Here is a 24,536-nt window from a genome sequence, read left to right as displayed (position 1 = left end):
AACTCCTTATTTTATCTATTATTTATACGATTTAAATACTAACACTGCGTTATGACCACCGAATCCTAATGAATTACTTAACACCGCGTTTACTTCTTGATGTCTCGCATTATTCGGTACGTAATCTAAGTCACATTCTGGATCTGGTGTCTCATAGTTAATTGTTGGCGGAATTACTCCGTCTGTAATTGATTTAATAGAGAAAATCGCTTCAACAGCACCAGCTGCTCCTAATAAGTGGCCTGTCATTGATTTCGTTGAGCTAATCGCTACTTTATACGCGTGCTCACCGAAAGTTTCTTTAATTGCCATCGTTTCATATTTTTCATTCGCATCCGTACTTGTACCATGCGCATTAATGTAATCAATATCTTCTGGCTGTAGGCCTGCATCAGCTAAAGCTTGACGCATTGCACGCACTCCGCCTTCACCACCAGGAGCAGGCATTGTAATATGGAACGCATCTCCAGTTGCACCATAACCAGCAATTTCCGCGTAAATGTGAGCACCACGCGCTAATGCGTGCTCTAATTCTTCAAGAATTAGAATACCTGAGCCTTCACCCATTACAAAACCGCTACGATTTTTATCAAATGGACGGCAAGCCGTTGCTGGGTCTTCATTAAATGTTAATGCTTTCGCTGAGCTAAATCCTGCGAATGCCATACTTGTTAGCGGTGCTTCTGCTCCGCCTGTAATCATTGCATCAGCATCACCACGCTGAATTGCTTTAAATGCATCACCAATTGAGTTTGCACCAGATGCACAAGCCGTTACAGAACAAGTGTTAATTCCTTTTGCTCCTGTTGCGATTGATACTTGACCTGCTGCCATATCCGGAATCATCATCGGTACGAAGAATGGGCTCACGCGGCGTGGGCCTTTCTCAGTAAAAATCTTAAATTGTTCTTCGTATGTTTCCATACCGCCAATACCTGATCCAATCCATACACCAATTCGAGGTCCGTTTTCTTCTGTAATTTCAAGCTTTGCATCTGCAACTGCCATTTTCGCTGCTGCTACTGCATATTGTGTAAAGCGGTCCATACGGCGCGCTTCTTTTTTATCAATATATTTCTCGACTTCAAAGTCGTTAATTTCTGCTGCTACTTTTGCTGGAAATAGTTCCGGATCAATTCTTGTAAGTCGTCCGATTCCAGATACACCCTTTTTAATGTTTTCCCATGCTGTTTCAACATCTGTTCCGACCGGTGTAACAGCCCCTAGTCCTGTAATTACGACCCTCTTTTTTTCCATACAAAATACACTCCTTTTTTCTCTCAGTCCTTATTTACCCCAACGAAGAGCAACTGCTCCCCATGTTAATCCGCCACCAAAACCAACAAGTATAATTAAATCACCGTCTTGAATACGTCCGTTTTGCAATTCCTCTACCATTGCAATCGGAATTGAAGAAGCTGATGTATTACCGAACTTCTCAATTGTCATACTCATTTTTTCTTGTGGTAAATTTAACCTCTCTCTTGCAGATTCCATAATACGAATGTTTGCTTGATGCGGTACTAAGAAATCCACATCTTCTTTCGTAAGACCAGCTTTATCTAAAACGCGAAGACAAGAATCACCAAGTTGACGAACGGCAAATTTAAACACTTCTCTGCCATTCATCATAACATACTCGTCTTGATAAAGATGCTTGCCGCCACTTCCGTCTGCTCCTAATTCAAAAGATAGAACACCTTTACCTTCTGAAACAGCTCCCATTACGATAGCACCGGCTCCGTCTCCAAATAATACTGCTGTATTTCGATCGTTCCAGTCTACAATTTTAGATAGTTTATCACTACCAACTACTAATACATTTTTATAAGTTCCCGTTTGAATAAATTGCTGCGCTGTAATCATTCCGTACATAAAACCAGCACATGCTGCACCTACATCCATTGCAGCTGCCTGTTTCGCTCCAATCGCTTCTTGAATTACACAAGCAACTGCTGGAAAAGCACGATCTGGTGTTACTGTTGCTACTAAAATAAGGTCGATATCCTCTCCGTTAATTCCTGCATCTTCAAGTGCTTTTTTAGAAGCCTCTACGGCCATATATGAAGTATCTATTGTATCATCGGCAATGCGTCTTTCTGCAATTCCCGTTCTCGTACGAATCCATTCATCGGATGTTTCCATTATTTTCTCTAAATCGTGATTTGTGACTACTTTTTCTGGCACATATCTTCCGATCCCTAAAATGCCCACGTTCACATCGCAGCCCTCCGTTTTATATCAATTATTATGACTTGGTACTAATTTTAAAACATAAATGTATTTTTGTCTAGAATATATTTCGCATAAAACAGAAAGCTAACGCATTATTCACGTTATTTTTCATTAAAAGAAACAGAAACATACCTCTCAAATATAAAAAGACTCAAACCGCTTCTATTCACGGTTCGGGCCTCTCTTCCATCTTAAAAAGATGCTTTTTATTCTTTATCTGCTTTCCTTCTAAACTAAAGAGTTCTCCTCACTACTTTTCCTTTATACTCTTCATATCTCTGATTTTCCCCCAGGCGAGAATAAAAAAGGCCCTGACCGCTTCTACCCACGGTTCGGGCCTCTCCTCCATCTTAAAAAGATGCTTTTTATTCTTTATCTGCTTTCCTTCTAAACTAAAGAGTTCTCCTCACCACTTTTCCTTTATACTCTTCATATCTCTGATTTTCCCCCAGGCGAGAATAAAAAAGGCCCTGACCGCTTCTACCCACGGTTCGGGCCTCTCCTCCATCTTAAAAAGATGCTTTTTATTCTTTATCTGCTTTCCTTCTAAACTAAAGAGTTCTCCTCACCACTTTTCCTTTATACTCTTCATATCTCTGATTTTCCCCCAGGCGAGAATAAAAAAGGCCCTGACCGCTTCTACCCACGGTTCGGGCCTCTCTTCCATCTTAAAAAGATGCTTTTTATTCTTTATCTGCTTTCCCAAGCTCATAAGCTTCATTCATAACTTTCATTAACAACTCTAACACCGGCTGTGCTTTCTCCATATCAAGTGCAATTCCATTATCATCTAAAATTGCCTTTGCTTCCGGTAAATGCTTCATTGCGATTTGTAAAAACTGCATGCTTTTTTCGTTCATATTATGCTCTTCCTCTCCATTAAAACTTTCACATACAATAGTGTAACACGCGTGCTACTCTTCGTATAACTCTTTATATTTTTTCATGTGTGCCAGTTGCTTATTTAAACCATATTCTAACGGAGTATTTCTTTTTATCGAAATTACTTCGATAGCCTCATCTCTTACTTCGTTATTATTTTGATTTACTTTATCATCCGCGCGTAAAAGATTCATACCTTTTTCCCATAATGACTGTTTACCACTAAGTAAATTGTATATACCAAGATGCGCCCCGCTCGTTCCATGTTCCCATAAGTATTCACATACATCTTCAATGTAAAGTAAATCACTTCCTTTTTCCTCACTCGTACAACGGCACTCTTTCTCGTCTAATTCTGATAAAATGAGCTGATGATACATCATAAAAGATGGTTGCCACGGTCCATATAATGTAGGAACTCGAAATACACTATATTGTAAATTCCCTTTCTTCAATCCTTCTTCTACTTTCAAAAATAGGCGCTTATTTTCTGATTCATCTGTACTACCTACTTCAATAGAAGAAATTAAATTTAACTTCACTTTTTGTTCTTCACACATTCTTATGATTCGCTTTAAATATTGTAATATGACTCTTTCATTCCGAAATCCACTTTGCTGATTTGGCTCATATAAGCAAAAGTAAACAGTATCGAAGCTCTCTTCCTCTACTGATCTCCATCCATCTTCATCTCTTATCGAATAATACGTAAATAATGCATTTCGCCCAATTAATAATAACTTCTCTTCATTAATTTTGGTCATACTATCGAATTCATCAAAATCAAGACCATATACTTCCACTTCTTCTTCAATCATTTTATTTACAAGGTGATAACCTACAAACGTAAGTGCACCTATTATCAGCACGCGTTCCATACCACCAACCCTTTCCCTCTGAAACAAATAGCTCCTCATTTATGTATATGGGAGCTTCACAATTCTTCTTCATATTTTTTAAAGAAATCGGTCGTTTGCCTAACCATTTTATATTTCACATCTTGCAGATGGAACAAGACAGAAGTATCACATTGATTGAATTGCCTCATTTTCTCATATTTACGCAATTGCTGTTTTCTTCCTCTTTTTTCTTGGGTTGATACGAAAACTTTGACCGGTACACAAGATGGAAGAAGCGTAAATGATTTCTTATTTATTTTTGATTCTAATTCTTCTTCTTTGGCATCATACGCCAAACTTAATTCCTTCACGAGTCTCTTGTAAAAAAACTTATGCTCTTTTTCAAACTCCACATATTCTGGTAAATCTAAACACGGATTTAACATAATGACAGAGCGTATACAATCAGGGTATTTGTTCATCATTTCGAGTGCTACAAGTGCTCCCATACCATCTGCCATAATGTGCATTTTCGCATTCAATGTCTCTTTTCTCAATACAACGTCATATAAACGTTTTGCTAGACGAACAGATTGGTCGTTTCCCCAATGTCTTCCGTATAAATTAGAAGAAAAGACCGTGTAGCCTTGCTCAATAAGGCCATGTAAAAAATAAGATCTACCCGCATGCTGTGTCCATAAACTTGTACCATTCTCAATAAAGTAGTTATAATCACCGAGGAGCATAACAGAAAATCCATTTGGCTTCTCCGGTAAATAAATGACACATGGTTCTTTTTCTAAGTAAAAAAAACGTTCCGTAATACTCATTTTTCCCCCGCCTTATTTTCTAAACATATAAAACCACTCTTTTATAATGTATGAACGGAATGCAAATTTGCGTTGAAAAATCTACAAATATTTTTCTATATTCTTTTTTCAATTGTGTTACAATAAGGACAGATTGAACGAATAGAGGTGTAAAATATGCGTTTCATTTGGGCATTAATTTGGTCGTTCTTACTTGTACATATGATGAGCTACGTAATCGGCTCTATGACTGGCGGTACATACGACTTTAACCAAGCGTCTATTTTCTCAGTTGTTCTTGCTGTGTTAGTACTAGCAATTTCAGCTGCAATTCCAAACGAGCCAGTAGAACAACACTAAAAAAAGAGTCCGGATTTTATCCGAACTCTTTTTTATTTTTATTTCACATGAACGACTAGTTCGTTATTTTCTACATCAACAACTACGTGACTATTGTCAGTAATTGTTCCTGCAATTAATTCTCGTGCTAATTTCGTTTCCACTTGACGTTGTACGTATCGTTTTAATGGACGAGCTCCGTACATTGGGTCGAAACCAGCTTCTACAACAAATTCATTTGCTGCATCTGTTAATTCTACTGTAATGTGACGGTCAGCTAGACGACCTTGTAGTTCTTTTACAATTTTATCAACAATGCCTTTAATTTCATTCGTTGTAAGAGGTTTGAATAAAATAATTTCATCAACACGGTTTAAAAATTCAGGGCGGAAATGTCCTCTTAATTGCCCCATTACAAGGTCTCTTGATTCCTCTTTAATCGAACCATCTTCTTCTAATCCATCTAGTAAATGAGCAGACCCAATATTTGAAGTCATAATAATAACTGTATTTTTAAAGTCCACTGTACGACCTTGCGAATCTGTAATGCGTCCATCATCTAACATTTGTAATAAAATGTTGAATACTTCTGGATGTGCTTTTTCAATTTCATCTAATAAAACAACGGAATATGGTTTACGTCTTACCGCTTCTGTTAATTGACCACCTTCTTCATATCCTACATATCCAGGAGGCGCACCAATTAAGCGTGACACTGCGTGTTTCTCCATATACTCAGACATGTCAATGCGAATCATTTGCTCTTCACTATCGAATAAAGACTGTGCTAACGTTTTTGCAAGTTCTGTTTTACCAACACCTGTTGGTCCTAAGAAGATGAAAGAACCAATCGGGCGGTTCGGATCTTTAATACCAGCGCGAGCACGAAGAACCGCGTCTGACACTAAGCTTACTGCTTCCTCTTGTCCAATGACACGCTCTGATAAGATTTGCTCTAAGCGTAATAATTTCTCGCGTTCGCCTTCAACAAGTTTAGCAACAGGAATACCAGTCCAGCGTGAAACAATATCTGCAATTTCTTCTTCACTTACTTCCTCACGTAATAAACGATTTTCTTGTTTATTATGCGCACCCATTTCTTCCGCTTCTTTTAACTCTTTTTCAATTGCTGGAATTTTCCCGTGACGAAGTTCGGCTGCTTTATTTAAATCGTAATTACCTTCTGCTTCTTCTAATTCACGGCGCAGACGTTCTAAATGTTCACGTAAGTCACGAACTTTGTGAATGTCTTCTTTTTCTTTCTCCCATTTCGCTCTCATACCACTTGCAACTTCTTTTAAATCCGATAATTCATGTTGCAATGTTTTTAGACGCTCTTGGCTACCACGATCCGTTTCTTTTCCAAGAGCCGCTTCTTCAATTTCCAGCTGCATAATGCGGCGCGTTACTTCATCTAATTCTGTTGGCATAGAATCGATTTCTGTACGAATTGTTGCACACGCTTCGTCAACAAGGTCAATCGCTTTATCAGGTAAGAAGCGATCTGAAATATATCGATCTGATAAAACTGATGCTGCTACAATCGCACGGTCATGAATATTTACACCGTGATAAATTTCAAAGCGTTCTTTTAATCCACGTAAAATTGAGATTGTATCTTCAACAGTTGGTTCTTCTGCTAATACTTGTTGGAAACGTCTTTCTAACGCTGGATCTTTTTCAATATATTTGCGATATTCATCGAGCGTCGTCGCTCCAATACAATGCAGTTCACCACGCGCAAGCATCGGTTTTAACATATTTCCTGCATCCATCGCACCTTCTGTTTTACCAGCTCCAACTATTGTATGAAGTTCATCAATGAATAATAAAATGCGTCCTTCACTCTTTTTTATTTCATTTAATACAGCTTGCAGACGCTCTTCGAACTCACCACGGAATTTCGCACCAGCTACGAGCGCACTCATATCTAACGCAAAAATCGTTCTATCTTTCAATCCTTCAGGTACATCCTTTTTCACAATACGCTGTGCTAGCCCTTCAACGATTGCTGTTTTACCAACACCTGGCTCCCCAATTAAAACAGGATTGTTTTTCGTTTTACGTGAAAGAATACGGATTACACGTCGAATTTCACTATCCCGTCCGATTACAGGATCAATTTTCCCTACTCTCACTTCCGCTACTAAATCACGACCATATTTTTCTAACGCTTCATAAGTTGCTTCTGGATTTTGACTAGTCACTCTTTGATTCCCCCGAACTGTCATTAAAGACTGTAATAAGTTATCTTTCGTAATATGCAATCTTGTAAATAATTGATTTATATCGCCTTTTTCTTCAGAAAAAGCAAGCAATACATGTTCTACTGAAATGTAATCATCCTGCAGTTTTTCTGCTTCTTTCCCTGCTCTTACAAGCAGTTGTTGCAGAGCGCTCGTTACATACAATTTTCCAACTTCTGCACCGCTCCCCGTTACAGAAGGTTTCTTTTTAATTAAACTTTCAGCACCTTGCTTTAATGCTTCTATATCAACATTCATTTTTTGAAATATACGTACTGCTAATCCATCTTGCTCTTCTAATAATGCAAGTAATAGATGAACAGTATCCACCTCTTGGTGATGATGAGATACCGCTAAAGATTGGGCACTCATAATCGCCTCTTGTGTTTTTGTTGTCATTTGATTTAAGTCCATCTTTACAGCCCTCCAAAAGTTTGACTTTCTTTGACCTTTGATTTGATTATACGCCAACTGACTTTTTTATACAATAATTTTGCCTATGTATTTTCAAACTTATTATTTGAAAAAGAAAAAGAGAGCATTCATTATACTGCTAAAAATACGGTAAATGAAATTACAATGTGTGACGACAAAAAAGCCGCAATAACGATTGCGGCTCCTGTTACGGTTTTCTTTTATATGTCCACTGGCGGTTATGATTCGTGTTATCCGGAAACTTTTCACCGGCAGTTAATTTCACCATTTGCGGATTTTTCACCATACTTCCCGTTTCACCAATTTCTACGTAAATGCCATCATTCGGCGCTTTTTGTCCAGAACGAAACCTGCGATTTTGTCCCATCTTCATTCTCCTTCCATGACGTCTTGCCTCATTAGTATATCCATTTTAAAAGAAAGCTTTTCTGTCATGTTTAGGAAACAGTACTACATCTCATTCTTGTACATATATATGAATGACACGAGCGTAAGCAGGGATTTCTTTCCTACTTGTAGAAAAAAAGAAACCAACCTACTCTAGGCTAGTTTCAAAGGAGAGTCAAACATATACGAGAAGATTACATATTCATTATATGCCTCATTATACGAGCAATGTAACCCTTTTCACAATTTGTACATAATGAAAGAAACATTGTTTGAACTTTCTAAAAAGATGTTGACTTCTCTTAATTTCCAACGATAAATAGTAGACACCACAGCACTTTGAGACGTAAGATGGATATATAGTGAAATTTCCATCTATGGTGATTTCACCAAGTCTAACCTCTTATTTCTGCATATTAAAAACGGAAATACAGATAGATACAAAAAAATTATTATAAGAGGTGAAATTATGAACAAACAACATTTAATCGCATTAGACTTAGACGGTACTCTATTAACAGACAACAAAATAATTTCCACTCGAACGAAACATACAATTGCAAAAGCAAAGGAACAGGGACATATTGTTGTTATTTCAACAGGACGTCCATTCCGTGCTAGTTATGATTACTATAAAGAACTTGCTCTTAACACACCTATCGTAAACTTTAACGGTGCTTACGTACATCATCCTCTTGATTCAAGCTGGGGAACACACCACTCTCCTCTTGAGCTAGCAACAGCGCAAGAAATTGTACGAGCTTGCTTTGATTTCGGCGTAAAAAATATATACGCGGAAATAATGGACGATGTGTATGTTCGTGAAATTGATGAAGATAAAAAACATATTTTCGAATTCGGCTCTCCTAAGATTTTTACGGGAGACTTATTAAATATTTTAAACGATCATCCAACTTGCTTATTAATTGATGCACATGACGAGCATTCCACTGCAATTCGTCAACATTTAACGGATATGCATGCGGAAGTAATCGACCATAGAAAATGGGGCGCACCTTGGCCGATTATTGAAATTGTGAAAAGTGGATTAAATAAAGCAGTTGGATTACAAAAAATCTCTAGTCATTACAACATTCCACAAGAGCGAATTATCGCTTTCGGTGATGAAGATAATGATTTTGAAATGATTGAATTTGCTGGTCACGGCATTGCAATGGGAAATGCCATCCCTGAATTAAAATCACTCGCAAACCATACGACGTTAACGAACGAAGAAGATGGTATTGCTTTATATTTAGAAGAGGTTCTTGGGTTGTAATCTAAAAATTCCCTACTTATAGTTTCCTGCCAAATGTCCATACTATAAGTAGACGCATGAGACATCGCGTCGATTGTTTTCAGCTAAATAAAGGGGGTTTTTCGAATGGGTAAAAAGAACAAATCAAAACGTTTTATCCAACAAGGAGCCGATGCTGTTATGAAGCATGATGCAAGATTCCCGTACAGAGGTACATTAGCTGAGGCAGAAAAAGCAAGAAGTAACTCTTCTTTTGGAGGGGTTTAAATGGGGAACTTACTATTCCAACAAGCTAGAGATGCTGTTGAAAATGCCGTATCTTGTTCAAGCGGTACTGAGCAACAAGATCTCGTGTATAGAGCAAAAAATGCTTTGCAATCCGCTTACGCAAACTCTTCAACTGCTGAAAAAGTTCAGCTCCGTGAAATGCAAGAGCAATTGCAAAACATTACGAATTTACATTAAAAAAGAGGACCAACTTTGGTCCTCTTTAATCTTTCCGAAACAATCCGAACACCCCAACTGTTTGCAGTATATTTGTAAATGCACCTGGGTCCACTTGTTTAATAATCCTCTCTAATTCGTATAACTCGTAACGGGTAATAACCATCATTAACATTTCTTTATTTTCATTCGTATAAGCACCTGTTGCTGGTATCGTTGTAATCCCTCTTACTAATCGCGAGTGAATCGCCTTTCTTACGTCTTCCCCATTCTTCGTAACAATTAATGCTGTAATCTTTACATGACGAGTATGAATTGCATCAATAATTCTCGTTGACACATATAAAGTCACTAGCGTATACAACGCTTTTTCCCATCCATATACATAGCCAGCAGCGATAATGATAATTGCATTAAAAAAGAAAAAGTATGTACCGACAGGCTTATCTTTTATTTTTGATAAAATCATGGCAATAATATCTAATCCGCCTGTAGAAGCACCCCACTTTAAAGCAATCCCTACTCCAATCGCCGAAATAATTCCGCCAAAAATCGCATTTAATATGATATCATTCGAAACCGCTCTAACAGGGATAATTTCTAGAAACAGAGTCATAAATATAACACAAAGAAAACTAAAAAAGGTGAAGGCCTTTCCAACCTTTTTCCACGCTAAAATAACGACAGGAATATTAAATAAGCTAAACAATACTCCCGTAGATATGTGAATCGATAAAAAATCACCTAATATTTGTGATAATAATTGAGACAATCCAGCAAAGCCGCTCGCATACACTTTTGCTGGCGTTAAAAATAAATTCATCCCAATCGCGTTTAATAAACCTGCGATGATTACAACGATTAACTTCTTTATAAGTTCAGTATAATTCAACTTCAAATCCATTTGGAATCCACCTTTACCCTTCATAAATGCACCGCTATACATAGTCTTTACGAAAAAGGAAATGATAAACGTACAACGTTTAGAAATGGAGTTGATACATATGCCACATACGAGTGATAACGACAAAAAAGCACGCGATAATAACGCAAAACGCACACAAAAAAATGAGCAAGAGCAAAAAAATATTCAGCAAGGTAAACGTGCATACTCTAAAAAGACCGATCACCTTTGATTCCATCGTACATCAACAATTATGTTGATGTACTTTTTTACATTTTAAAGGAAAAAAACATTAAAAATTCACTTCATGTTCACTTCTATATTCTACAATAGCGATAACATATTCGGATGAGGTGTTGGCATGAGAGGGAAACATATTTTCATTATTACTGCACTAATAAGTATATTGATGCTATCTGCTTGCGAACAAAAAAATGGCTCAGCTACAGTCGCTACAGCAACAGACTCGACCATTACAAAGGATAACTTCGAAAAACAATTGAAAGATCGTTACGGAAAAGACATGCTATACGAAATGATGGCACAAGACGTCATCACAAAAAAATATAAAGTACCTGATGAAGAGGTAAATAAAGAAGTAGAAAAAGTAAAAAAACAATATGGAGATCAATTCAAAAAAGTATTAGAAAATAATGGTTTAAAAGATGAAGAGGATTATAAAAATCAAATTAAGTTCAAACTTGCTATGAATGAAGCGATTAAGAAAAGCATTACAGAGAAAGACGTAAAAGACCACTATAAGCCAGAAATTAAAGCGAGTCACATTTTAGTAAGTGACGAAAATGAAGCGAAAGAAATAAAGAGTAAACTAGATGCTGGTGCTTCATTTGAAGAATTAGCAAAACAAGAATCACAAGATCTACTATCAAAAGATAAAGGCGGAGACCTTGGATACTTCAATTCAGGTACAATGGCTCCTGAATTCGAAACGGCTGCCTACAAACTAAATGTTGGGCAAATTAGCAACCCCGTAAAATCATCAAACGGTTATCACGTTATTAAATTAACTGATAAAAAAGATTTAAAACCTTACGATGAAGTAAAAAACTCTATTCGCAAAAACTTAGAGGAAGAACGTACTGCTGATCCTGTATTCAGCAAAAAATTGTTACAAGAGGAATTAAAAAAGGCAAATATTAAAATAAACGATAGTGATTTGAAAGATACATTTACTCTTGTTTCTCCGCAAGGAAATTAAAAAAAGTACACCCTTATCTTTTTAGATAAGGGTGTGCTTTTTAATCTTTCATCTTATTTCTTAAAGTAAGTCCAACCTTCTTCTTGGTAAACCTTTTCTTCTTTCATCAACTTACCAAGTGCACGCTTAAATGCAGCTTTACTCATGTTAAAGCGTTCTTTAATATCTTCTGGATGGCTCTTATCCCAAAACGGCATTGCTCCGCCTCGTTCTTCCATATATGCATAAATTACTGCAGCATCGTCTTCCATTCCTTCTTCTTTACGAGGAAGAAGTGAAATGTTAATTGTACCGTCATCTTTTACGTCAATAATACGTCCTGTTACACGCTGACCGATGCGGACTTGTTCTTTTCTTTCTGTATGGTGTAAGAAGGCACGGAAATGCTCATCCGTTAGTATGAATGAACCAACTTGAAGTGAACGATATACACGTCCATTTACGTTTTTATTACGCATAGATGGCGTTGCATCTACGATAATTTCTTGCATATCACTGTCTCTTGCCGGAAGAGCAATTAAACGATCACGATTCGTTAATTTTAACGTACAATATAATTCGTCGCCTACTTCTGGCCATACTGGCATATAAATCGGGAACTCATCAGCTGGAATTAGTATATCTTTTGACACACCAATATCAACAAACACACCTAAACTAGGAATAACTTCTACAACCTTTACCCAGTTCCAATCATAAGTTGTAATAATTGGTTCCTTCATTGTTGCTGAAATACGATTTTGGTGATCAAGGTATAAGAATACATCAATCGCATCGCCTTCTTCAATTTCTCCAGCTACTTCGTTTTTATGTAGGAAAATTTCTTCTTCTTCATTCCCAACCATATATCCGATTTCCGTTTCGCGTAAAACAGTTACCTGTTCAATCGATCCTATTTGCAAATACATATTTTTTAATTCCCTTCTATATATATAAAATTATCTTTTTTATCATTCCAAACAAAAGTTAATTATAACATGATTTTTCCTATATTTGTCCAACTGCCCAAAATTCACTATAATAAAATGAGGTTACATGAATATAAGTACGAAAACACTTAAGTCTAGACTCGTTTTCAGCTATACTTTAGTATGTACAGTACATAACAAGATTAGAAATTTATTTGGAGGTGCTAACTATGGCAAAAGATAGTTCTTTTGACATCGTTTCGAAAGTAGAATTACCTGAAGTAACAAACGCAATTAATATCGCATTAAAAGAAATCCAAAACCGATATGACTTTAAAGGAAGTAAAAGTGATATTAAATTAGAAAAAGAAGTACTTGTTTTAACTTCTGATGACGAGTTTAAATTAGAGCAAGTAAAAGACGTTCTTATCTCTAAACTTGTAAAACGTAACGTTCCAATTAAGAACTTAGATTACGGAAAAGTTGAAGCTGCAACTGGCAACACTGTTCGCCAACGCGCAACACTTCAACAAGGTATCGATAAAGATAACGCGAAAAAAATTAACAACATCATTAAAGAAATGAAATTAAAAGTAAAAACACAAGTACAAGATGATCAAGTACGTGTTACAGCAAAAAGCCGTGATGACTTACAAGCAGTAATCGCAGCTGTTCGTAGCGCTGATTTACCAATCGACGTACAGTTCATTAACTACCGCTAAAAAGAAAACTCCTCTTAATTAGAGGAGTTTTCTTTTTTGTCTTGTAGAGACAATATTACGAGAACAAACTATAGAAAAAGGGTATGTGTGGTAAAAATCGCTAAGTAAATTGAAAATAAGGAAAAGACACCTTAAGACGTTTTCCCTTCGATTTGAATTACTTTTCTTAGTAACTACATCCTAGACCAAAGTCATCTTAAAAATCGCTGTAACTCATAATTCCTCTCCACGCCAAAACGTAACAATTTATGAGTATAAGAATATTTCCCGACCTTTAATGTAATGTAAAATTAGTAAGGATCTTAAAAAATGTTAATTAAAAAAGAGTTAGAAGTGGTTATTTGAAGAAATTAATATTATGGTTTTTATTGGCCACATTCTCCCTAAATACTGTAGGATGTTCTAATAATACGAATACACTAACGGATAAGTCTAACTGTATCAACAAAGCTTGGTACAAAAAAAATATGTCATGTAATCATTTAAAAAAACATTAAATAGTTAATGATAAAGGTCATAAAAAAAGACACCTCAAAGTGCCTTCCTCCGACTTGAACCAATAATATTCGGATGGATTTAAAAAGAAGCATACATCGTTAATAAAGATGCAGACTTCAAAATAAAAAGTACACTAAGTAAACTCTTATTCAAAAATTTATATTAAACACTAATATTTTAGAAGAAAGTTTATAAGTTTAGAACCTACAGGGATTTTCCCTGTAGGTTTTATTATATTTCAAGTGATTTCCAAATGAATTATGAGTGACTTTTTTCAGTTTGGTTTTCAAAATATTTTTCTTTAACCATTTTTATCAGATTTTCTTTTTCTGTTAGTTCAAATATAAATAATGCTTTTTTCATGTTATTTGCAACATCTTCTTCATTAGGTTGTTTAAGTTTCAATAAATTCCAAGCTTTTCCATAGTATAATTCACCTAGTAAATATAAAGTATTTAGATTAATAGCTAGTTTGATACCCATATCATTGTATTTTACTGCCTCTTCATGTTGATTTGCATGACCTAAAATTTTTGCTAAATTAAAAATAATTTTCAATTTAATTTCTTTATCTCTAGGAAAATCTAACTTATTAAAATTAGTTAAACACCTTCTTAATATATTAATACTTTTTTCATATTCTTTATTTTCCCCATGGAATATAGCAATTGTCTGCATAATATCTATTTCTCTTTCTGATAAAAAATCTGAATTAGTTACAGTTAATTTTAATGCATTATTTAAAAAATCTAAAGCAGTTTTTATTGATTTATCCACCATAAATATAGCAATCGCTTCATGCCATATTAAAAATTGTTTATCTTCTGTTGATTGGAAGTTATTTTCGTTTTTCTCTTTTTTCACTATTTCATAAAGTTCTTTGTATTGTTTTTGCTTTAAGCAATCTTTTATTACGCATTTTACATTTTCTACATATTTTAGTTTTTTGTTTTGAGTTAATGCAAATATATTATTTGGGTCAATACCAAGTCTTTCTGATAATTGATATAACAATATACTAGATGGATAAATCACACCTTTTTCTATTTTGCTAATTTGACTTTGCGAACATATTCCATGACATAATTCGGATTGTGATATATTTTTTTTAATTCTAAGCTCTTTAATGGTAATACCCAAATCGTAAAACTCCATTTTCCCACCTACTATTTAGCACTGTATTAGTATAAGAGTATTCTCTAACTTTTAATGTAATGTAAAATTAATATAGTTGCAATTATTGATTTTTCAAAGATTCTTCCCTATCGGTGCTAACACAAAAAACAGGTTAGGAAGAAAATCCTCTTCCTAACCTGGCCCTCCTCTCACTAGGGACGTTTTCATTCTCACATCGTTTCTCTTAAGAAATTTCATATCAACAGAATAAACACTATCGCGCCACCGAACAAACTTACATATACAATAAGAAGACATGAACATAGAGCCAGCAACTTCTCATCTTATCTACGCTTCCTTTTAACTGCAATTAAAAACGCAATAAATAATACATTCACCCCAACGATTAAGGAGATAAATAACCAATTCACACCTGTTTCTCCGTTAACTTTATACACGTTTGATTCTTCACGCTTTAAAACGAGATAAAATTCCCCATCTTCCTCTCTTATAATTTCATCCTCTAACAATCCTCTTAACTCTTGTTTTTCACCAATCATACTTGCAGGTAAGGAGACTTTTTGTGTTTCTTTCGTATTATTAATTGCTACTAAAGTTACTTCATTTTTATATTTTCGTTTTAGTATGCTCATACCGCTCTTATCATACAGTAGCTCAAACGTACCGCGTCGTAAAGACGGTCTCGCCTGTCTAAGTTCACCTAGTTTTGTTATGCGCTGCATAAATTTTTCGTCTGACTTAAAATCCATTAATCGTCTATTATCGGGTACACTTCCTCCATCTAATGCAATTTCAGTTCCGTAATAAAAATTCGGAATTCCAGGTGATGTTAACAAATATGTAAGCGCCAGTTTTAAACGTGATGGCGGATAATACATATTTTCTTTTGCAATACGCGCATATCTTTTTGTTTCTTGATCATCTAAAAACGTAACAAATTCCCCTTCTTTTTTACTCACATCGTATAACGATTTCACCGATACATCTGCTTTAGAAAACGATTCTACTATTTTTTCGTTGTATTCGCTATCCTCCTTTGTCATAATACGAAAATCTTTCTTTATCACTTGCATATCTTTTTGCGCGTTATCCCAAAAGGAACGCGGCTTTTTTTCACTATGTATAACATAACTTCCGTCTAAATCAACTTCTTTTATCCACCATTTCATTGCGTCAATTACCTGTTGTTCGTTTTCTCCAAGTGGAAATTGAAATACAACTTTCATTCCTTTTGCATGAACTTCTTTTACAAGTTCTTTCACATCATTGTCTGTCCCGAAATGTTCATTTACCTTTTTAAAATTTCGCACGTCTAATCCATCGTACTTTCCACTTTCAAAAAGCGGCGAAAGCATAACGGTAGTAAAACCCATTTCTTTTATGTAATCCAACCTTTTTATAATTCCCCTTATATCCCCTCCTTGATACCCTTCTAAATTACCAACTTCTAACTGCTTGTCATTTTTCGGTTCTCCATTATTAAAGCGGTCAATCATAATGGAGTATATAACTTCATCTCGCCACTCTCTTTTTTCGTCTGCAAAAGTATGTATTGGTACAAACAAAACAACAGCTAAGCAAAAACAAATGAATAGTTTCCTAGTCCGTATTTTTCCCACACGCATCCCCCAAGCTTTTTAATTGTAAGAATATTATACCAATTATCCGAATGAAACGCATATGTCGATTTTAATCCTCATAAAATAATTCATGTTAGGTTTTATGACATCACGCATATAATTTTCTGAATTTTTAGTTGATTTTTAGTTTAATTTCGAATATGATATGAAACATAACAAATAGATGTTATTTTTTCTAACATTACAGGAGGAGAGATCATGGATATGGGAGATACAGTTTTTATGTTTGTGACGACAGTAATGGTCATGTTGATGACACCAGGATTGGCACTTTTTTATGGAGGTATGGTTCGCAGCAAAAATGTACTCAGCACAACGATGCATAGTTATAGCGCAATGGCTATCGTTTCGATTCAATGGATTGTTATCGGCTATTCTTTATCATTCGGACCAGATTGGCACGGGCTTATCGGTACACTTGATTGGTTCGGTCTAAACGGAGTTACCTACGCACCAAATCCAGACTACTCATCTACTATTCCTCACAATTTATTCATGATGTTTCAACTCATGTTCGCCATTTTAACTCCAGCTTTAATTTCAGGTGCATTCGCTGAAAGAATGCGATTTTCTGCCTTTCTTATTTTTATCCTTCTATGGACAACGATCGTTTACAATCCTGTCGCTCATTGGGTATGGGGCGTCGGCGGGTGGCTAAGGGAACTTGGTGCACTAGACTTCGCTGGCGGAAACGTCGTTCACATCACTTCCGGAGTTGCTGGTCTTGTATTAGCTATTTTCCTTGGAAAACGAAAAAACATAAATGGTTCTTCTCCCCACCATTTGCCATTTACAATGTTAGGCGCAGGCTTATTATGGTTTGGCTGGTTCGGTTTTAACGTCGGCAGCGCATTATCCTTAAACGACGTAGCTTTAACTGCATTTATTAATACAAATATAGCCGCTGCTGCCTCCGCTCTAACTTGGATGCTTTCTGAATGGTTCTTCCAATCAAAACCGACCGCGATGGGAGCTGCTTGCGGAGTTGTTTCTGGTCTAGTCGCTATTACACCAGCTTGCGGGTTCGTTACACCTTTCTCCGCCCTTCTTATCGGAGCAATTGGTGGCATATTATGCTTCGGCGCCGTTTTCTTCTTAAAAACAAAATTTGGGTATGACGATACACTTGATGCCTTTGGATGCCACGGCATCGGAGGAACTTGGGGCGGTATTGCAACAGGACTATTTGCAACTACTACCGTAAACGGAGATGGTGCGAACGGATTGTTTTACGGAAACGCCGCGTTACTGTTTAAACAACTTATAGCGATTGGCGCAACATATGCATTCACAATCATCATGACGTATGCCATTATTAAAGCGATCAACTTCTTCCTCCCTGTTCGAGTAGATGAACACGAAGAACACATGGGTCTTGATATTTCAATGCATGGTGAGAAGGCTTATGAACATGCAGAGCGAGCAAACTAAAAAGGGATGCAATCTATTACTAATAGATTGCATCCCTTTTTTTTGCGCACGAGGCAACATACCCCACCTAGTATAACTGTAAATATATCAACGTTTTTTTGGATATATCAACGCTTTTTCAAATATATCGATTGTTTCTTTCAATATATCAACGGTTCGACACAACATATCAATTTACCAACAAATTCTGACATGAAGAAGATGAAAAATACCCCGGCATAAATTTACACACAAAAAAGACGACCGAAGCCCGGTCGTCTTTTCCTATTTATTTCGGAGCATTTCCTACATATTGCGTAATATCAACATTTAATGCCTGCGCTAAACGCATACCGTATTCTTGATCTGCACGGAAGAAGTTACAAACAGCTAATAATTTTGTGCGTTCATTTACGTCTTTTAGATCATTTGTTAAGTTTGCAATTAAGTTATCTTGCTCTTCTTTAGAGAATGAACGGTAACGCTCACCTGCTTGTTTGAAGTCATTTGGTTTCTCAATTTTTTCACGAGATACATAGCCTTCTACTTTCATAGTTGAATCGCGGTAAGCTTTGTCTTCAACTGGATTTTCAGCATGACGACTAGGTTCATAGTTGATTGTAGATGGGTTTTGATTCACTTGCATCGCACCATCACGTTGTTGATTATGAACAGCTGCGTATGGGCAGTTTACAGGAATTTGCAAGTAATTTGCACCAAGACGATAACGTTGTGTATCTGGGTAAGAGAATAAACGACCTTGTAATAATTTATCTTCCGATGGCTCAATACCATTTACAGTTGCACTTGGAGAGAACGCTACTTGTTCTACTTCTGCAAAGAAGTTTTTCGGATTACGATTTAATGTCATTGTCCCTACTTCAATTAACGGGAAGCGATCTTCTGGCCATACTTTCGTTGGATCTAGTGGATCAAAGTCTAAAGAATCCATTTCATCTAATTGCATAACTTGTACGTGTAAATCCCATTTCGGGTGATTTCCTTTTTCGATCGCGTCGAACAAGTCACGAGTAGCATGATTGAAGTCTTTCCCTTGTACCTCTTGCACTTCTTTCGCATTTAAGTTACGTACACCTTGCTGTGGTTTCCAGTGGTATTTAATATAAACAATTTTACCTTCTTCATTAATCCATTTAAATGAATGGACGCCGAAACCTTCCATTTCACGATAACTTGCTGGTGTACCGTAATCAGAAAATACCCATGTCATCATATGTGTAGATTCCGGACTTAACGTCATGAAATCCCAGTAACGATCTGGCGTTTGAATATTCTTATCAGGTGCTGGTTTTAAAGAATGTACCATATCAGGGAATTTAATTGCATCACGAATGAAGAAAACTGGTAAATGATTACCTACGATATCGTAGTTTCCTTCTTCTGTATAAAATTTAACAGCGAACCCACGTGGGTCACGTGCTGTTTCAGGAGAACCTTGACCATGAATAACCGTTGAAAAACGAACAAATACAGGTGTTTCAGTTCCTTCATTTTGTAAAAATGCAGCTTTCGTATATGGCTTCATACTATTTTTCGTTACGAATACACCGTGAGCACCTGCACCACGTGCATGTACAACACGCTCCGGAATACGTTCACGATCAAAGTGTGCAAGTTTTTCTACTAAATGATAGTCTTCTAATAATACCGGTCCACGACGACCAGCTGTACGAGAATTTTGGTTGTCTCCAACTGGAGCACCTTGGTTTGTTGTTAAGCGATTATTTGGATTCATCTAGGGGGATCCTCCTCTTTCTTTCATAGTAATTATTATTTATTTAAAATTATTATAAATTAATTATTATTCAAAACTAAATCTTTGTCAACTATTTCCTTCACTTTTTTGGAAACAATTTCAGCCAAACAGTCGATAAATGCCGATTGCGCATTCGGCATATTTGGTCTAAAATATTTGGCATTTAATTCATCCGTTACAACTTTACATTCATAATCGTTGTCATATAAAACTTCTAAATGCTCCGCTACAAAACCAACTGGGCAATATATGAAATATTCGTACCCATGCTCTTCATATAAATCTTTCGTTAAATCTTGCACATCTGGACCAATCCACGGATCTGGAGTATTCCCAGCACTTTGCCAACCGATTGTATAGTTTTGAATATTTGCAGCTTCTGCAATTAAATCTGCCGTATGCTTTAGTTGTTCTACATATGGGTCTCCTGCTGCAATAATTTTTTCTGGCAAACTATGTGCTGAAAAAATTACGACCACTTTCTCTTTATCATCAATTTCTTTAAACGTTTCTTTTATTTGGTCTGCCCAATACGAAATAAATTTCGGTTCATCATACCATTGTTCAATTGGTTCAATAACAGGACCACCGATTTCTTTTGAAAGACGAATAGCACGGTCATTATACGCTTTAATGCTAAATGTAGAATAATGCGGCGCTAATACGATACTAATCGCTTGCCCAATCTTATCACGCTTCATCTCTTCTACTGCATCTTCTATAAATGGAGCTATATGTTTTAAACCTAAGTAACAAGTAAATTCATACTCTATAAATATGTTATTCATTGAATCTGTTAATTTATGCGCCTGTTCTTTCGTAATTTTTGCAAGTGGCGAAATTCCACCAATCGCTTTATAGCGCCCAATTAAATCTTCAAGCGCTTCTTCTGATGGCTTACGCCCGTGACGGATATGTGTATAATATCCCTCTACATCGTCTAATGATTCCGGTGTTCCATACGCCATTACGAGTAAACCTATTTTTTTCTTTGTCATCTATATAACACCTCAATTTTATAAATGAGAATCTTTTTCAAGAACGTTTGTTTCCAATTATAACAAACAACAATAAGTACGTAAAGATAATTATTCTAAATAAGTATTTCTTCTAATATGATTTTAAATTCCATTTGATAATCCCTTTAATAAAAAGCGACTTACATAAAAGTAAGTCGCTTTTCCCTTATTCCCTAATATTTACCCCATACTCTTTAAACCAAACGTGAATTTGTGCTAAATGAGCTAAAAGTTGAGGACCTGTCATTAATTGCCCGAACCAAGGTGATTGAAATGCACTGCCGCCAGACTGAATCAATCCGCTCAACTGCTCTTTATCAAATAGTTCGTGTAAAATTGAACCTTTATCTGTTAATAAATCTTGCAGCCATACTGTGACTGCTTTCGTATAGTGCGGATTATGCGTTTTCGGATAAGGACTCTTCTTTCTATATAAGATGTCATGTGGAAGCACATCTTCTAACGCTTTACGTAATAGACCTTTTTCGCGGTTTTTATACATTTTCATTTCCCAAGGAATATTCCACGCATATTCGACAAGACGATGATCCGCAAATGGAACACGTACTTCTAAGCTTGCCCCCATACTCATGCGGTCTTTTCTGTCTAATAATGTTGTCATAAACCATACCATATTTAAATAAAATAATTGGCGTCTTTTTGCTTCTAGCGGACTTTCTCCCTCTAAAATAGGAACTTCTTGAATCGACTCTTCATAGCGCCTTTGTACATATTGTTGTAAATTTAATTTATTTCTCCATTCTTTTTTTAGAAGTTGTTCACGCGCTTCTGTAGAGCGCATCCACGGAAATGCACTCGATTGTAGATCATCTTCTCTATAAAACCACGGATATCCACCAAATATTTCATCTGCACATTCTCCAGATAAGCCGACGACAAAATCTTGTTTAATTTCGCGGCAAAACCATAATAATGACGAATCGATATCTGCCATACCAGGCAAATCACGAACGAGTACCGCCTCCGTTAAATACTCTGCTAGTTTTTCATTCGAAATGACGCAACGATGATGGGTTGTTTGAAACGTCTCTGTCATCAAATTAATAAACGGAGCATCTGAATTTGGCTGAAACGCATTCGCTTTAAAGTATTTGTCATTATCTTCGTAATCAATAGAATACGTGTGTAATGGCCCTTTTCCTGATCTCTCGTATTCTTTCGCTGCGATAGCTGTAATAGCGCTCGAATCTACACCACCTGATAAAAAAGTACATAGTGGTACATCAGAAACAAGCTGTCTTGTAATGGCATCTTGTAATAAGAAGCGCGTTTTCTCTACTGTTTCTTCAAAAGAGTCTTCATGTTTTTTACTTTCTACATTCCAATATCTCCATATACATAAACCGTTCTTTGAAAATGTCATCGCATGACCTGGACGCAATTCTTTTATACCAGCATAAATACCGTGCCCAGGCGTTCTTGACGGTCCGAGTCCGAATATTTCTGATAATCCTTCTAACGTTACTTCCGCCTTCACATCTGGATGCGACAATATCGCTTTTAACTCCGAACCAAATAGTAAGCGTCCGCTATCATATTTAAAAAATAGCGGCTTTACACCTAATCGATCTCTCGCAATAAATACTTGTTCTTTCTGTTCGTCCCATACTGCAAACGCATATATACCGTTTAAATGACTGACACATTCTTCTTTCCATTCAATATAAGAAGCTAATAATACTTCTGTATCAGAATGACCTTTGAACGTATATCCTCTTCTTAATAATTCCTTTCGAATGTCTTCTGTGTTATAAAGTTCACCGTTATAGCAAATGGCGTAATTCGTTTCATCTTTTAAACAAGTCATCGGTTGTTTACCGCCCTCAGGGTCCACAACGATTAAACGTTTATGCCCAAATGCGACATTGCCTTTAATCCAAACTTTATTATCATCCGGCCCCCGCTTCGCTAACGTCTCAGCCATTTTCGTAACGACGTCCCGCTCTCCTTCTAATGAGCGTTTATAATCCACCCATCCTGTAATCCCGCACATATAAATCATCCTTCCATCTTATTTCTTTTCTTGAACGTGCAGTAATCCCCACCCTAAGAGTGCGGATTAAAAAATGAAAAACTTGACGATAACCTACTATCCACATATGGAATAGCATTTTCACTCAGTAAAACGTGTTTTATTGTATGCCCACCTATGTCTAGATGTGTCTAGTTATAAAGAATGCACGAACTGTCTATAACAGAAATAACTACTTTTCATAAAGGAGAAATCGTGTATGATACAACGTAAACATATTTTATATAATCAACCCCGTGCTCATACAGTCGGTAATGTAGAATATATAAACAATGAGTGGGTATTCTTTGATGATGAAAATGATGAAGCGTTTTTATTAGAAGATATTGCCGAAGATGGGTTTGAAATTTTGTATAATAACAATTGGCTACCAGCCCGTTTCTATGAACAAGATGTATTACAAATCGCCAACGAGCAACACCATTTGCAAAACGGTGAAATGATACGTATTCGAAAAAAGTTACTTCTTAGCTATAATGAATGGCTGGAGGAATTACCTGACTCTGTCTTCACATTATTAACGGAATCATTGCAATCACTTCACTACTCTTTATATGATTGCATGTATTGTCATAATTATTTATCTTTCTTACCGAAAGAGGAGTCACGCGAAGGAGTAAATATTCTTTTGTTTGATAACGAAGAAATGATTTGTACACTGCAGCATCATTTCGTTCGTCACACTACATCAAATAAAAATATGTTCCGTTTTACAAAAGTAAACGGAGAAGAGTTGCATATTGATGCGACATAAAGTAAAACTTTAATTAGTGGGGCAACCCCCACTAATTATTAACCTTCACCAATCTGGTGTTTACGGGATAACGTAAAAAACCACCTTATCTCCCAAGTCTTTGAGATTATAAGGTGGTTTTATTTTTTATTAGAATACTTGCCAGCCAATCGGTAATTTCAGTCCAAGGTAAAATACTGCTACTAGTGCAACAATAAATAGCCCCCAAACTGCCCCTGTTGCTTTGTTCTTGCTCATTTTCACAAGAACCATTTCCATTCCACCGATAACTAAAATACCAGCTATCATTTTTAAACCATACCACATGTGCATGTTACTTGTTGCAGTCTTCATAATACCCATGTACAACATGAAACCTGTCACAATAATGATAATATACATTAGGCGAAGCCCCATATGTACACCTTTACCTTTTCTTCCTGCTGAATAAAGTGAATACGCAACGAAGAATAAAATTAAACCTAACGCCCATGCTGTAATATGCATATGTACCATCGTATCCCTTACCTCCTCTTTTCACACTTTTTCACTCTATATGATAACATGTTCATTTATTTTCAGGAAATGTTTCGCTTTTTTACATTTAAATGATATAATATTTAGAGTATTTACAAACTTCTT

Annotated in this window: 24 protein-coding genes; 9 read left to right on the top strand and 15 right to left on the bottom strand. The window is 36.2% G+C overall.

Going from position 1 to position 24,536, the window contains the following annotated elements; translation table 11 throughout:
* Positions 1-18: 18 nt before the first annotated feature.
* The 5 genes from fabF to ACTFRH_RS02380 all read right to left on the bottom strand — a co-directional run bounded on the left by fabF (position 19) and on the right by ACTFRH_RS02380 (position 4,786).
* Positions 19-1,257 (bottom strand): beta-ketoacyl-ACP synthase II, encoded by a 1,239-nt coding sequence (fabF, locus tag ACTFRH_RS02400; RefSeq protein ID WP_000412652.1) that lies wholly within the window; start codon positions 1,255-1,257, stop codon positions 19-21.
* A 30-nt stretch (positions 1,258-1,287) separates the two neighbouring features.
* Positions 1,288-2,220 carry a beta-ketoacyl-ACP synthase III gene (gene fabH / locus ACTFRH_RS02395; RefSeq protein WP_001100544.1) on the bottom strand — a complete coding sequence of 311 codons (933 nt, stop codon included), beginning with the start codon at positions 2,218-2,220 and terminating at the stop codon, positions 1,288-1,290.
* 698 nt (positions 2,221-2,918) lie between these two features.
* Positions 2,919-3,095, bottom strand: coding sequence for a ComZ family protein (locus ACTFRH_RS02390; RefSeq protein WP_001986215.1), 177 nt, complete (start codon positions 3,093-3,095; stop codon positions 2,919-2,921).
* 54 nt (positions 3,096-3,149) lie between these two features.
* A complete protein-coding gene (locus tag ACTFRH_RS02385; protein ID WP_002163889.1) occupies positions 3,150-4,022 on the bottom strand; it encodes an NAD-dependent epimerase/dehydratase family protein in 873 nt (290 codons plus the stop codon).
* 29 nt (positions 4,023-4,051) lie between these two features.
* Positions 4,052-4,786, bottom strand: a complete 735-nt coding sequence (locus ACTFRH_RS02380) for a hydrolase (protein ID WP_000028710.1) — start codon at positions 4,784-4,786, stop codon at positions 4,052-4,054.
* Between the two features lie 156 nt (positions 4,787-4,942).
* Here ACTFRH_RS02380 and ACTFRH_RS02375 point away from each other — a divergent pair, with 156 nt between their 5' ends.
* Positions 4,943-5,125 (top strand): YjzD family protein, encoded by a 183-nt coding sequence (locus ACTFRH_RS02375; protein WP_001211116.1) that lies wholly within the window; start codon positions 4,943-4,945, stop codon positions 5,123-5,125.
* Positions 5,126-5,163: 38 nt separating this feature from the next.
* Here the strand turns inward: ACTFRH_RS02375 and clpB are convergent, their stop codons facing one another.
* Positions 5,164-7,764: an ATP-dependent chaperone ClpB gene (gene clpB / locus ACTFRH_RS02370; protein ID WP_000365406.1), complete on the bottom strand. Its 2,601-nt coding sequence runs from the start codon at positions 7,762-7,764 to the stop codon at positions 5,164-5,166.
* A 208-nt stretch (positions 7,765-7,972) separates the two neighbouring features.
* On the bottom strand, positions 7,973-8,152 hold the full coding sequence (locus ACTFRH_RS02365; protein ID WP_003300393.1) for a YjzC family protein: 180 nt from the start codon (positions 8,150-8,152) through the stop codon (positions 7,973-7,975).
* Positions 8,153-8,641: 489 nt separating this feature from the next.
* Between ACTFRH_RS02365 and ACTFRH_RS02360 the strand changes: the two genes are divergently transcribed.
* From ACTFRH_RS02360 to ACTFRH_RS02350, 3 genes are all read left to right on the top strand, one after another.
* The gene (locus tag ACTFRH_RS02360) at positions 8,642-9,451 is read left to right on the top strand and encodes a Cof-type HAD-IIB family hydrolase (protein WP_001041230.1); all 810 of its coding nucleotides are present in this window, start codon (positions 8,642-8,644) and stop codon (positions 9,449-9,451) included.
* Between the two features lie 105 nt (positions 9,452-9,556).
* On the top strand, positions 9,557-9,697 hold the full coding sequence (locus ACTFRH_RS02355; RefSeq protein ID WP_000516816.1) for a hypothetical protein: 141 nt from the start codon (positions 9,557-9,559) through the stop codon (positions 9,695-9,697).
* On the top strand, positions 9,698-9,895 hold the full coding sequence (locus ACTFRH_RS02350; protein WP_000527407.1) for a DUF3813 domain-containing protein: 198 nt from the start codon (positions 9,698-9,700) through the stop codon (positions 9,893-9,895).
* A gap of 25 nt (positions 9,896-9,920) precedes the next feature.
* Here ACTFRH_RS02350 and ACTFRH_RS02345 read toward each other — a convergent pair whose 3' ends face one another.
* Positions 9,921-10,778 (bottom strand): YitT family protein, encoded by an 858-nt coding sequence (locus tag ACTFRH_RS02345; RefSeq protein ID WP_000364436.1) that lies wholly within the window; start codon positions 10,776-10,778, stop codon positions 9,921-9,923.
* Positions 10,779-10,878: 100 nt separating this feature from the next.
* On the opposite strand from ACTFRH_RS02345, the gene ACTFRH_RS02340 reads away from it, so the two are divergent.
* Positions 10,879-11,010 (top strand): DUF3941 domain-containing protein, encoded by a 132-nt coding sequence (locus ACTFRH_RS02340; RefSeq protein WP_001120851.1) that lies wholly within the window; start codon positions 10,879-10,881, stop codon positions 11,008-11,010.
* A 129-nt stretch (positions 11,011-11,139) separates the two neighbouring features.
* Complete coding sequence (gene prsA / locus ACTFRH_RS02335) at positions 11,140-11,997, top strand: peptidylprolyl isomerase PrsA (RefSeq protein ID WP_001214203.1); 858 nt, start codon at positions 11,140-11,142, stop codon at positions 11,995-11,997.
* 53 nt (positions 11,998-12,050) lie between these two features.
* On the opposite strand, the gene ACTFRH_RS02330 is transcribed toward prsA, so the two are convergent.
* The gene (locus ACTFRH_RS02330) at positions 12,051-12,905 is read right to left on the bottom strand and encodes a CvfB family protein (RefSeq protein WP_000281258.1); all 855 of its coding nucleotides are present in this window, start codon (positions 12,903-12,905) and stop codon (positions 12,051-12,053) included.
* Positions 12,906-13,135: 230 nt separating this feature from the next.
* Here ACTFRH_RS02330 and ACTFRH_RS02325 point away from each other — a divergent pair, with 230 nt between their 5' ends.
* Positions 13,136-13,627 (top strand): YajQ family cyclic di-GMP-binding protein, encoded by a 492-nt coding sequence (locus tag ACTFRH_RS02325; RefSeq protein WP_001040149.1) that lies wholly within the window; start codon positions 13,136-13,138, stop codon positions 13,625-13,627.
* Positions 13,628-14,383: 756 nt separating this feature from the next.
* On the opposite strand, the gene ACTFRH_RS02320 is transcribed toward ACTFRH_RS02325, so the two are convergent.
* Both ACTFRH_RS02320 and ACTFRH_RS02315 read right to left on the bottom strand, forming a co-directional pair.
* Positions 14,384-15,280, bottom strand: coding sequence for a helix-turn-helix domain-containing protein (locus ACTFRH_RS02320; protein ID WP_000397889.1), 897 nt, complete (start codon positions 15,278-15,280; stop codon positions 14,384-14,386).
* 305 nt (positions 15,281-15,585) lie between these two features.
* On the bottom strand, positions 15,586-16,887 hold the full coding sequence (locus ACTFRH_RS02315) for an alpha-amylase family glycosyl hydrolase (protein WP_003300386.1): 1,302 nt from the start codon (positions 16,885-16,887) through the stop codon (positions 15,586-15,588).
* A gap of 213 nt (positions 16,888-17,100) precedes the next feature.
* Between ACTFRH_RS02315 and ACTFRH_RS02310 the strand changes: the two genes are divergently transcribed.
* A complete protein-coding gene (locus ACTFRH_RS02310) occupies positions 17,101-18,333 on the top strand; it encodes an ammonium transporter (RefSeq protein ID WP_000367134.1) in 1,233 nt (410 codons plus the stop codon).
* Positions 18,334-18,601: 268 nt separating this feature from the next.
* Here the strand turns inward: ACTFRH_RS02310 and katB are convergent, their stop codons facing one another.
* The 3 genes from katB to asnB all read right to left on the bottom strand — a co-directional run bounded on the left by katB (position 18,602) and on the right by asnB (position 23,122).
* Positions 18,602-20,068, bottom strand: a complete 1,467-nt coding sequence (gene katB, locus ACTFRH_RS02305; RefSeq protein WP_001069161.1) for a catalase KatB — start codon at positions 20,066-20,068, stop codon at positions 18,602-18,604.
* A gap of 59 nt (positions 20,069-20,127) precedes the next feature.
* Entirely contained in the window at positions 20,128-21,087 is a 960-nt protein-coding gene (gene hemH, locus ACTFRH_RS02300) for a ferrochelatase (RefSeq protein WP_000162632.1), read from the bottom strand.
* Between the two features lie 187 nt (positions 21,088-21,274).
* The gene (gene asnB, locus ACTFRH_RS02295) at positions 21,275-23,122 is read right to left on the bottom strand and encodes an asparagine synthase (glutamine-hydrolyzing) (RefSeq protein WP_000334008.1); all 1,848 of its coding nucleotides are present in this window, start codon (positions 23,120-23,122) and stop codon (positions 21,275-21,277) included.
* 238 nt (positions 23,123-23,360) lie between these two features.
* Here asnB and ACTFRH_RS02290 point away from each other — a divergent pair, with 238 nt between their 5' ends.
* Positions 23,361-23,915 (top strand): DUF2777 domain-containing protein, encoded by a 555-nt coding sequence (locus ACTFRH_RS02290; RefSeq protein WP_000616044.1) that lies wholly within the window; start codon positions 23,361-23,363, stop codon positions 23,913-23,915.
* Positions 23,916-24,044: 129 nt separating this feature from the next.
* Here the strand turns inward: ACTFRH_RS02290 and ACTFRH_RS02285 are convergent, their stop codons facing one another.
* On the bottom strand, positions 24,045-24,410 hold the full coding sequence (locus ACTFRH_RS02285; RefSeq protein ID WP_000233490.1) for a YisL family protein: 366 nt from the start codon (positions 24,408-24,410) through the stop codon (positions 24,045-24,047).
* Between the last annotated feature and the right edge of the window lie 126 nt (positions 24,411-24,536).

The organism is Bacillus cereus group sp. MYBK216-1 (assembly GCF_051916495.1).
Taxonomy (GTDB): Bacteria; Bacillota; Bacilli; order Bacillales; family Bacillaceae_G; genus Bacillus_A; species Bacillus_A thuringiensis_K.
The sequence above is the reverse complement of the archived record's forward strand: the minus strand, read 5'-3'. Positions and strand labels throughout refer to the sequence as shown.